This is a genomic window from Pseudomonas sp. (genome assembly GCF_050739995.1).
GTDB lineage: Bacteria > Pseudomonadota > Gammaproteobacteria > Pseudomonadales > Pseudomonadaceae > Aquipseudomonas.
Genome location: NZ_JBOICG010000087.1, coordinates 1 through 10,453 on the forward strand (window position 1 = coordinate 1; position 10,453 = coordinate 10,453).

At 58.3% G+C, this 10,453-nt stretch carries 9 protein-coding genes and 2 pseudogenes; 5 read left to right on the top strand and 6 right to left on the bottom strand.

Features of this window, described 5'->3' with window-relative positions:
• Both ACRESD_RS02975 and ACRESD_RS02980 read right to left on the bottom strand, forming a co-directional pair.
• A pseudogene (locus tag ACRESD_RS02975) lies at window positions 1-477 on the bottom strand (stage II sporulation protein M); the annotation flags it as partial.
• A complete protein-coding gene (locus ACRESD_RS02980) occupies window positions 474-1,166 on the bottom strand; it encodes an RDD family protein (protein WP_431749561.1) in 693 nt (230 codons plus the stop codon). The pseudogene ACRESD_RS02975 and the gene ACRESD_RS02980, both read right to left, overlap by 4 nt.
• 167 nt (window positions 1,167-1,333) lie before the next feature.
• Here ACRESD_RS02980 and sbcB point away from each other — a divergent pair, with 167 nt between their 5' ends.
• Complete coding sequence (sbcB, locus tag ACRESD_RS02985; RefSeq protein ID WP_431749562.1) at window positions 1,334-2,761, top strand: exodeoxyribonuclease I; 1,428 nt, start codon at window positions 1,334-1,336, stop codon at window positions 2,759-2,761.
• A 90-nt stretch (window positions 2,762-2,851) separates the two neighbouring features.
• On the opposite strand, the gene mvaT is transcribed toward sbcB, so the two are convergent.
• On the bottom strand, window positions 2,852-3,226 hold the full coding sequence (gene mvaT, locus ACRESD_RS02990) for a histone-like nucleoid-structuring protein MvaT (RefSeq protein ID WP_003175830.1): 375 nt from the start codon (window positions 3,224-3,226) through the stop codon (window positions 2,852-2,854).
• Between the two features lie 349 nt (window positions 3,227-3,575).
• Between mvaT and purU the strand changes: the two genes are divergently transcribed.
• Both purU and ACRESD_RS03000 read left to right on the top strand, forming a co-directional pair.
• Window positions 3,576-4,424: a formyltetrahydrofolate deformylase gene (purU, locus tag ACRESD_RS02995; RefSeq protein ID WP_005790961.1), complete on the top strand. Its 849-nt coding sequence runs from the start codon at window positions 3,576-3,578 to the stop codon at window positions 4,422-4,424.
• Window positions 4,425-4,508: 84 nt separating this feature from the next.
• The gene (locus ACRESD_RS03000) at window positions 4,509-4,679 is read left to right on the top strand and encodes a hypothetical protein (RefSeq protein WP_431749563.1); all 171 of its coding nucleotides are present in this window, start codon (window positions 4,509-4,511) and stop codon (window positions 4,677-4,679) included.
• Window positions 4,680-4,712: 33 nt separating this feature from the next.
• On the opposite strand, the gene ACRESD_RS03005 is transcribed toward ACRESD_RS03000, so the two are convergent.
• Both ACRESD_RS03005 and ACRESD_RS03010 read right to left on the bottom strand, forming a co-directional pair.
• The gene (locus tag ACRESD_RS03005; protein ID WP_431749567.1) at window positions 4,713-5,477 is read right to left on the bottom strand and encodes a methyl-accepting chemotaxis protein; all 765 of its coding nucleotides are present in this window, start codon (window positions 5,475-5,477) and stop codon (window positions 4,713-4,715) included.
• 93 nt (window positions 5,478-5,570) lie between these two features.
• Window positions 5,571-6,602: pseudogene (locus ACRESD_RS03010) on the bottom strand (HAMP domain-containing protein); the annotation flags it as partial.
• 205 nt (window positions 6,603-6,807) lie between these two features.
• Here ACRESD_RS03010 and ACRESD_RS03015 point away from each other — a divergent pair.
• Window positions 6,808-8,286, top strand: coding sequence for a helicase HerA-like domain-containing protein (locus tag ACRESD_RS03015; RefSeq protein WP_431749564.1), 1,479 nt, complete (start codon window positions 6,808-6,810; stop codon window positions 8,284-8,286).
• Between the two features lie 4 nt (window positions 8,287-8,290).
• On the opposite strand, the gene ACRESD_RS03020 is transcribed toward ACRESD_RS03015, so the two are convergent.
• Entirely contained in the window at window positions 8,291-8,746 is a 456-nt protein-coding gene (locus tag ACRESD_RS03020; protein WP_431749565.1) for a DUF721 domain-containing protein, read from the bottom strand.
• 305 nt (window positions 8,747-9,051) lie between these two features.
• On the opposite strand from ACRESD_RS03020, the gene ACRESD_RS03025 reads away from it, so the two are divergent.
• Window positions 9,052-10,453: DEAD/DEAH box helicase (locus ACRESD_RS03025; protein ID WP_431749566.1), on the top strand; the 1,402-nt coding region annotated here is incomplete at its 3' end.

The following is a 10,453-nucleotide window of genomic DNA, read 5'->3' on the forward strand; positions in this document are numbered from 1 at the left end:
CCGTTCGGCCGCGCGCCCCAGGTGGCTGGCATCGGGGTCGTACATGCCTTGCATCTCGGCGACCTGTTGGGGGCTGACGATGCTGTAGATCAGATCGGGGAACAAATAGACCAGCAGGGCTACTCCCGCCAGGCTGCCAAAAAACAGCAGGCTGGCGATCAGCACAAAACGCCATTGTTCGCGTACCAGCCGGGGGAAGTCGGCCAGGATGAACGCCAGTACGTTCGCTGCCAACTGGCTGCGGTGGCGGTACAGCTGTTGGTGGCCGCGCAGCGCAAGTTGCTGCAGCGGGTCCACCAGGTAACTGCTATAGCCGCGCTCCTGGGCCAGGGCCAGGTGTTGGCACAAACGCCGATACTGATAGGGGAAGTCAGTGACGTCACCGGCCTTCGCTTTTCCTTGTTCCAACTGTTCAAGTTGTTTGGCGAAGGTTTGCCATTGCTGCTGGTGGCGGCTTTCAAACTGGCTCTGCTTCATGTCGGCCCCAGCAAGCCACGGGCCACACCGTTGAGCTGTTCCACGGCACGAGCCGGGGACACTTGCAGGGGGGCTGCGAGGATGGAGGCCAGTTCATGTGCTCGCTCGGCCGACAGTTCGCCTTGGCGTTCGGCGAAACCGAGGATGGCACGTTGTTCGATCAGATCCAGTGCAAAGGGCAGGCGCAGAGCGGCGGCTTGAGGAATGCGGGGCCGAACCAGCGGTTGCTCGCGGTAGACCACCAGCGTACCGGCCGCCAGATCGCCGAGCCGTTTGAAATGCGGATGTTGCAGGCAACTGATGGCGCCGAGAAAGTAGCCGAAAGGCAGCATGTCGACAAAACGTAATAGGTTACGGATCAGGGACGCCGACCAACCGATAGGTGTGCCGTCGTCCTGTACCACACGCAGGCCCATGACCTGCTTGCCTGGTGAGCAGCCCTGATTGAGGACTTCAAACAGCACCATGTACCACCAACTGACCAGGAACAGGAGCAACGAGCCCAGGCCAATCCCGATGTTGCCAAGCAGCGCCAGCGGCACAATCAGGATACCTAGGAGCAGCCCACGCAAGCCCAGGTCGAAAGCAAAGGCCAGTGCGCGCGCCAGCAGGCCGGCGGGACGCAAGGGCAGGTCGATACCCTCCGGGGTCTCGATCTGGTAGCGGGTGTCCAACGGAGCTGATGGCATTGCGATCCTTGGCAGTGCTGAGCAGTTAAGAGACACGGATGCTAGCAGTGTCGACGGTGGAAGCAACCATTCAAGGTATTGCTGGATATTTGTACAGTGTATGTATTGCTGGCCCCGGACGCCTGCCTGCGCCTAGACTTTGTCGATCTTCAGCACAGGAATAGCCCGTGACTTCCATTTTCTGGTACGACTATGAAACCACCGGCATCAACCCGCGCAGCGATCGCCCGCTCCAGGTAGCCGGTATTCGTACCGACCTCGAACTCAACGAGATCGGCCCGCCGCTCAATCTTTATTGCCGGCCAAGCGACGATATCCTGCCCCATCCGGCGGCCTGCATGATTACCGGTATTACCCCAGGCGTGCTCGCGGAGAAGGGCTTGGCCGAAGCCGATTTCATGACGCGGGTGCACGCCGAACTGGCGGCTCCCGGCACGTGCGGCGCTGGCTATAACACTCTGCGGTTTGATGATGAAATGACGCGCTACAGCTTGTATCGCAATTTTTTCGACCCTTACGCACGGGAGTGGCAGGGGGGGAACAGCCGTTGGGACTTGATTGACGTGGTGCGCACCGCCTATGCCCTGCGCCCTGAAGGGATTGTCTGGCCAGAGCAGGACGGGCGGGTGACCCTTAAGCTTGAGCGCCTGACCCAGGCTAATGGCATCGACCACGGACAGGCCCATGATGCGTTGTCCGATGTGCGGGCGACCATCGCCTTGGCGCAGCTGGTTCGAGAAAAGCAGCCCAAGTTGTACGAATGGCTATTTCAACTGCGCAGTAAGCAACGGGTGATGGACCAGGTGCGTCTGCTGCAACCGATGGTGCATATTTCCGGGCGGTTTTCCGCCGAGCGCCACTATCTGGGTGTGGTACTGCCATTGGCCTGGCACCCGCGCAATCGCAATGCGTTGATCGTCTGTGACCTTGGGCTCGACCCACAGGCTTTGCTGGAGCTGGACGCCGATGCTTTGCGTCAGCGCCTCTACACGCGCCGTGATGACCTGGCCGAAGGCGAGCTGCCGGTTCCTCTCAAGTTGCTGCATATCAATCGGTGCCCAGTCGTTGCCCCAATGAATGTATTACGAGCGCAGGACCGTGAGCGGCTTCAGTTGGATATGGATGTCTGTCAGGCTCGCGCGCTGCGACTAACTGACGCACAGGAAGTTTGGCGCGACAAGTTGGCGGCCATTTACGCCGAAGAAGATTTTGCTCCGAGTGTTGACCCGGAGCAGCAGCTTTACGATGGTTTTATTGGTGACCGCGATCGTCGTTTATGCGAACAAGTCCGTGGGGCAGAACCTGCACAACTAGCACGCCAGCAGTGGCCTTTCGATGACCATCGCTTGCCGGAATTATTGTTTCGCTACCGTGCCCGTAACTTTCCTGACACCTTGGACAATGAAGAGCAACAACGTTGGAAACTTTTCTGCCAGCAACGTTTGTCAAATCCGGAGTGGGGAGCACCGAATACTCTGTTGGCATTTAAGCAGGCGTGTGCGGAGTTGGCTGTTAGTGCTACATCGTTTCAGTGCCAGGTACTGGGCCAATGGCAGGAATATGCCGATGCGTTGGCCGCCCGCTTGAACCCCTAGTCGGTAATTGCCGCGTATTCAGGCATAAAAAAACGCCAGCAAGCTGGCGTTTTTTTATGTGTCGCGTATCTGGCGCGAGCCCGACTCGGCTTAGCCCAGCAGGGTAGCCCAGCCTTCAACCACATCGCCGCCCCACTTGGCTTTCCACTCTTTCAGAGTCTTGTGGTTGCCACCTTTGGTTTCAATCACTTCGCCGTTGTGTGGGTTCTTGTATTGCTTGACCTTGCGAGCACGCTTGGTGCCGGTAGTTTTCACTGCGCCGCGGGGGGCTTTAACTTTAGACTCTGGGTCCAGCAGCGCGATGATGTCACGCAGGGATTTGGAGTATTCACCCATCAGAGTGCGCAGTTTGCCTTCGAATTCCAGCTCGGTTTTCAGCTTGTCGTCTTGGGACAGGTTCTTCAAACGGGCTTGCAGCTCTTTAATAGCTTCTTCGGTGGCACGGTATTCGTTGATCAGAGACATGTGGACTACCTTATGTAGAGCGCTGATTGACAGGGAGAGTGGCCCAATAATAGTCAGGCAATTTCATCAAGTAAACATTTAAGCAGGCATTTATGTGAATTACTTTGAATGTTTGTCGCAAAGCTACGCATTCGAGTTAATTAGTAGGTCGTAGGCCTAAAGATAATCTCGTTTGTTTTTTGATAAATGCTTGAGCGTGCCGTTATACGGTCATATTACGGTGGTAAAACCTTACGTTATTAAGGGGTGTCCCCACGGCGAGGTTCAGAATAAGGCGCAAGGAATACTGCAGTTTTTCTGCGCAATCGCTAGAATGGCGGCCTTTGCGAAGTTCTGGAGTTTCCCCCTAATGCGCACTTTTCGGCTGGTGATTGCTTGCCCGGACCGGGTTGGCATCGTTGCCAAAGTCAGTAACTTTCTGGCTTCCCATAACGGCTGGATCACCGAGGCGAGCCATCACTCGGACGATCTCAGCGGATGGTTTTTCATGCGTCACGAAATTCGTGCCGACACGCTACCCTTTGGTCTTGAAGCCTTCCGTGAGGCGTTTGCGCCGATCGCCGAAGAGTTTTCGATGACATGGCACATCACCGACACCGAACAGAAAAAACGTGTCGTGCTGATGGCCAGCCGTGAGTCCCACTGTCTCGCAGACCTGTTGCACCGCTGGCACAGTGATGAGCTGGACTGCGAGATTGCCTGTGTGATTTCCAACCATGATGACCTGCGCAGCATGGTTGAGTGGCATGGCATCCCGTACTACCACGTGCCGGTCAACCCGCAGGACAAGGAGCCCGCGTTCGCCGAGGTGTCCCGCCTGGTCAAGCAGCATGAAGCCGACGTGGTGGTACTGGCGCGCTACATGCAGATCCTGCCGCCAGAGCTGTGCCGCGAGTACGCCGGCAAGGTGATTAACATTCACCATAGCTTCCTGCCGTCGTTCGTCGGGGCCAAGCCGTATCACCAGGCTTCCCTGCGTGGCGTGAAGTTGATTGGCGCAACCTGCCACTACGTTACCGAAGAGTTGGACGCAGGTCCGATCATCGAGCAGGACGTGGTCCGCGTCAGCCACAGTGACAGTATTGAAGACATGGTGCGTTTCGGCCGTGACGTCGAGAAAATGGTCCTGGCCCGTGGCCTGCGTTACCACTTGGAAGACCGCGTACTGGTACACGGCAACAAGACGGTCGTGTTCTGATCCCGCGTAGTGATTGAAGTACCAAGGGCTTGGGCGTTAAATCGACCCAGGCCTTTTTTTTGCCTGCTGCACAGGACTTGAATGATGAGCGACCCACTGGACAAAGCCACATCAAAAGCCCCAGCCACCTTGGGGGAGGGCTGTTTGAGCCGGTATGACCCGGACGACCTGGACGCTGAAGACGGCACCGAATTTCCTGGCGCCGCCGAGCTGTGGGAGCAGGAGCAGAGTAAGGACAAGACCCGGGAGAAATGAGGCCCGCCGGTCTTTAGGCGGCGGGTGCAGGTGTCAGATCCGGAAGCTGCCCACCAACTGCTTCAGCCGTGATGCCTGTTGCTCCAGGTCAGTGCAGGCGCGCAGTGTGGATTGCAGGTTTTCCACGCCTTCCTGATTGAGCGTGTTGATCTCGGTGATGTCCATGTTGATCGACTCCACCACGGAGGTCTGCTCCTCGGTGGCGGTAGCGACTGACTGGTTCATGCCGTCGATCTCGCCAATGCGCTGAGTCACGCTGTTCAAGCGTTCGCCGGCCTGGTTGGCGATGTCCACGCTGTCCTGGCTGTGGCGTTGGCTTTCACTCATGGTGCTGACGGAGTCCCGAGCGCCGACCTGAAGCTCTTCGATCATCTTCTGCACTTGTTGCGCCGATTCCTGGGTGCGATGGGCCAGGTTGCGCACTTCGTCGGCCACTACCGCAAACCCTCGACCGGCTTCCCCGGCCCGGGCCGCTTCGATGGCAGCGTTGAGGGCCAAGAGATTGGTCTGCTGGGAGATGCTGGTGATCACCTCAAGGATCTGGCCGATATTGACCGTCTTGCTGTTCAGCGCTTCGATATTGCTGCCGGAAGCGCTGATCATCTCGGACAGCTGGTTCATCGCCTTGATGTTGCGTTCCACGACCTGCTGGCCGTCTTCGGCCAAACTCCGTGCGTCACTGGCTTGCTGCGAGGCTTGCGCCGCATTGCGGGCGATTTCCTGGGCGGCGGCGCCCAGCTCGTTGATGGCGGCGGCGACGCTGTTGGTGCGATTGGCCTGCTCGTCCGAATTGACCATTGACGAGTTGGAAGCGCTGACCACCCGCAAGGCCACTTCGTTGACCTGCTCGGTGGCCGAAGACACTTCGCGAATCGAGGTATGGATACGTTCCACGAAACGGTTGAACGCCTTGCCCAGGGTGCCGAACTCATCATTGTTCTGGATACTCAGGCGGCGGGTCAGGTCGCCTTCACCATCGGCGATGTCCTCCATGGCCCGGGTCATCACGTGCAACGGTTGCAGCAAGACGCGGATGAGCATGCCTAGAAGGGCGATGATGATCACCACCGCAATGATCGTCGCGATCACCGCTGAAGTACGGAACTGGCTGAGCATCGCGAAGGATTTGTCCTTATCCACCGAAATACCCAAGTACCAGTTCACCGATGGCAAGCCTTTGATCGGGGTAAAGGTCACGATATTGGTTTTGCCGTTGGCATCCACTTCGCTGAAGTCAGCGCTGATCTTCGGTGTGTTTTTCGGGTACACGTCGGCCAGGGCCTTCATCACCAGGTTCTTGTCCGGGTGCACCAGCACTTTGCCGTCGGCGCTGACTAGGAACGCGTAACCCATGCCGCCGAAGTTCAGCGCACTGATGTTATCCACCAGGGTTTGCAGGCTCAGGTCTCCACCCACCACGCCAATACTCTGGCCGCCCTTGGCGCTGGGTGTGGCGATGGAAATGATCAGTTGCCCGGTTGCCGCGTCGATATAGGGTTCGGTCAGCGTCGAGCCGTTGCTGCTCTGGGCGCCCTTGTACCAGGGACGGACACGCGGGTCGAAACCATCCGGCATCTTGGTGTCGGGACGGATGGTAAAGGCACCTTTACTGTCGCCGACGTAGGTCGCCATGAATGAGGATGTCAGCGCTTTCTGTTCCAGCAGGCTGGCGACGGCGGACGGTTCAGGATTGATGGCAATGTTCTGGGCGGCGTTTTCCACCAGGACAATACGCCCGGTGAGCCAGGTTTGAATGTTGCTGGCCGTGACATTGCCCATTTCATGCAGGTAGTTATTGAGGTCGTCGCGGATCGCGTTGCGTTGCAGGTAGTCGTTGTAAAGCGTGAACAGCGCGAAGGCGGCGATGACGATAAGGGAGGCTGCAAGCAGGATTTTGTGGCTGAAGCGCAGGTTTTTATTCATGGCTTGTAGGGTCCGCTAAGGTCTTATATATCCGAAGCGCGTCCTTTTGGGAGGCGCGAAATGGCAGCGTCAAAAAAGGTGTGATACTTCTGGTGATAGCTCTTTGTATTTTTGTAGGAGCTGTCTGACCTATTTTTAGACTTTGTGGGTCTCACATCTGCCTGTATCGGCTTGGCTGCACTAAAGATTAACCATAGGTGACGAAATGCCTGACTCCACGCAACTTCTTATCGGTGCCGGCCTTGACGGCCAGCCCATCGCCCAGGCCATGCGCCTGGCCAACCGCCACGGTTTGATTGCCGGTGCCACGGGCACGGGCAAGACCGTTACCCTGCAGCGCCTGGCGGAAGCCTTCAGCGACGCGGGCGTGGCGGTATTTGCCGCCGACATCAAGGGCGATCTCTGCGGCCTGGGTGCCGCAGCCAACCCCCAGGGCAAAGTGGCCGAGCGTATCGCCGGTATGCCTTTCCTTAATTACACGGCCAAGGCCTACCCGGTAACGCTGTGGGATATCCACGGGCAATCCGGTCATCCGTTGCGTACGACCATCAGTGAGATGGGGCCGCTATTGCTCGGCAGCCTGCTGGAGCTCACCGACAGCCAGCAGTCAGCGCTCTATGCAACCTTCAAGGTAGCGGACCGTGAAGGCCTGTTGCTGCTGGATCTCAAGGACCTCAAGGCACTGCTCAACCACCTGCGCTATCACCCGGAGTTGCTGGGCGACGATGCGGCGCTGATGACTACCGGCTCCAGCCAGGCGTTGTTGCGACGCCTCGCTGTATTGGAACAGCAGGGCGCAGAGGCCTTGTTTGGTGAGCCGGCGCTGCAACTCGAAGATATCTTGCAGCCCGCCAGCGATGGGCGTGGGCGGATTCACCTGCTGGATGCCAGCCGCTTGGTGCACGAGGCGCCGAAAGTCTACGCGACCTTCTTGCTGTGGCTTCTGGCTGAGTTGTTCGAGCAACTCCCCGAACGTGGCGACGCCGACAAACCGCTGCTGGCGTTGTTTTTCGACGAGGCACATTTGTTATTCGCGGATACGCCCAAGGCCCTGCAGGACCGTTTGGAGCAAGTGGTGCGCTTGATTCGCTCCAAAGGGGTGGGCGTGTACTTTGTCACGCAATCCCCGGGAGATCTGCCGGACACCGTGCTTGCACAACTCGGGCTGCGTATACAGCACGGCTTGCGTGCATTTACCACCAAGGAACAGAAGTCCCTGCGCGCGGTAGCGGACGGTTTTCGCCCCAACCCGGCACTCGATACCTTGTCGGTGCTGACTGAACTGGGCACCGGTGAGGCGTTGGTGGGCACCTTGCAGGAAAAAGGTACGCCGGAAGTGGTCCAGCGGGTACTGGTCGCGCCTCCGCAATCGCGGATCGGGCCGCTCAGCGAAGCCGAGCGTGCGGCGTTGATCGCCAGTTCGCCTCTGTTGGGGCGGTACGACAAGCCAATAGATCGTGAATCGGCCTATGAAGTGCTGATGGCCCGCAAGGAGCTTGGTAGCGAGGAACCAGCCACGCCAGCGGCCGAGGAACCGAGCTTCACCGACAAGGCCGGTGCATTCCTCGGGACGACGGCAGGCAAGGCGCTGAAGTCAGCGATGCAGCAGGCGGCCAATCAGATGGGGCGTCAGTTGGTGCGTGGTTTGCTGGGGTCTTTGTTGGGCGGCAGCAAGCGCAAGTAGCGGTTCAGGGCTTGGGCCTGGCATGGGCGGCCAGCCGCTCCAAGGCCGCGCGCAAGCCCGGATCGTTGATCCCGTCGGCCGTTGCCTGAAGGGTTTCGGCCGCATTTTCCGACAGGTCCATTGTCTGGCCCGTCGCGCTTTGCGGCTGGGTGGAGGGTTGCACCTTGAATTGAATACGCGTCAAGCTGGCAAACTCATCAAATGCCATCAATTGTCGCAGCAAGCGCTTTTGCTGATAGCGCAAGCGGGTCGCCCAATGGCCGTCTGTGACAATTAATAGCAAATGTCCTTCGCGCCAGGACGCCACATGGCAATGTTCCCGTGCAGCGGGTTGCAGCTGGCTTTCGAGCAAACGTTGCAAATGGCCCAGGCGTTGCGCGTGCCCAAAGATGGCTTTCAAGGGCTTGGCTTCGCGGAGCAACGCGCCAGGGGCGCGGGCTGAAAGTGGGCGAAATGCCATGTTTAGACACCTAAAGTAACAGAGCCGCCATCTTAGCAGAAAGCGCCTGTATGCCCCCTGGCCACGCATCGGCGCAGTTTTACCCGTGAAATCAATCGGTAACTTCTGCGCTCCATGGGTTGAAGTTCCAGTAAAAGCCCTTATTTTAAACAGGCCCTCTCACAGCACCATGCCAGCATCGGGGAATAACGCCACTTTCCTCACCCACGATTCCGGGTAGAATGCGCGTTCGCATGCGGCCGTGAGGGCTGCTCGGGCCACTCACGGTGCGCCCTCCATCCCTATGTGTGGAAGAACCTGCCGATATGTTTGCGCCTTTGTTAAAGAAACTTTTTGGAAGCAAGAATGAGCGCGAAGTCAAACGCATGCTCAAGACGGTGCAACTGGTCAATGCCTTCGAAGAGCAGATGGTTGCCCTTTCGGACGACCAATTGCGCGCCAAGACCCAAGAGTTCAAGGCCCGCATAGCCAAAGGTGAAACCCTCGACAAGCTGCTCCCCGAAGCCTTTGCGGTCGCCCGTGAAGCCGGTAAGCGTGTCATGGGCATGCGCCACTTCGACGTTCAGTTGATCGGCGGCATGACCTTGCATGAAGGCATGATTGCCGAAATGCGTACAGGTGAAGGCAAGACCCTGGTGGCAACCCTGGGCGTTTACCTCAACGCACTGTCCGGCAAGGGCGTGCACGTAGTGACGGTGAACGACTACCTGGCTCGCCGGGACGCCAACTGGATGCGCCCGCTCTATGAATTCCTCGGCCTGACCGTCGGCGTGGTAACGCCGTTCCAGCCGCCGGAAGAGAAGCGTGCCGCCTACGCTGCCGACATCACCTACGGCACCAACAACGAATTCGGTTTCGACTACCTGCGCGACAACATGGCGTTCAGCATGGAAGAAAAATTCCAGCGTGAACTCAATTTTGCCGTGATCGACGAAGTCGACTCCATCCTGATCGACGAAGCCCGTACCCCGCTGATCATCTCCGGCCAGGCCGAAGACAGCTCGCGCCTGTACACCGAAATCAACAAGCTGATTCCGCGCCTGACCCAGCACATCGAAGAAGTCGAAGGCGTCGTGACCAAAGAAGGTCACTTCACCATCGACGAGAAGACCCGCCAGGTCGAGCTCAACGAAGCCGGTCACCAGTTTGTCGAAGAGATGCTGACCCAGATCGGCGAACTGGCCGAGGGCGAAAGCTTGTACTCGGCTCACAACCTGGGCCTGTTGACCCACGTGTACGCCGGCCTGCGTGCCCACAAGCTGTTCCATCGCAACGTTGAATACATCGTGCAGGACGGCCAGGTCGTGCTGGTCGACGAACACACCGGTCGTACCATGCCGGGTCGTCGCCTGTCCGAAGGCCTGCACCAGGCCATCGAAGCCAAGGAAAACCTCAACATCCAGGCTGAAAGCCAGACGTTGGCGTCCACTACCTTCCAGAACTACTTCCGTCTGTACAACAAACTGTCCGGCATGACCGGTACGGCCGACACCGAAGCGTTCGAATTCCACCAGATCTACAACCTGGCAGTGATGGTGATTCCACCGAACAAGCCGCTGGCGCGTAAAGACTTCAACGACCTGGTGTTCCTGACTGCCGAAGAGAAATACGCGGCAATCATCAACGACATCAAGGACGGCATGGCCCAGGGTCGTCCGATCCTGGTAGGTACCGCCACCATCGAAACTTCCGAGCACGTGTCCAACC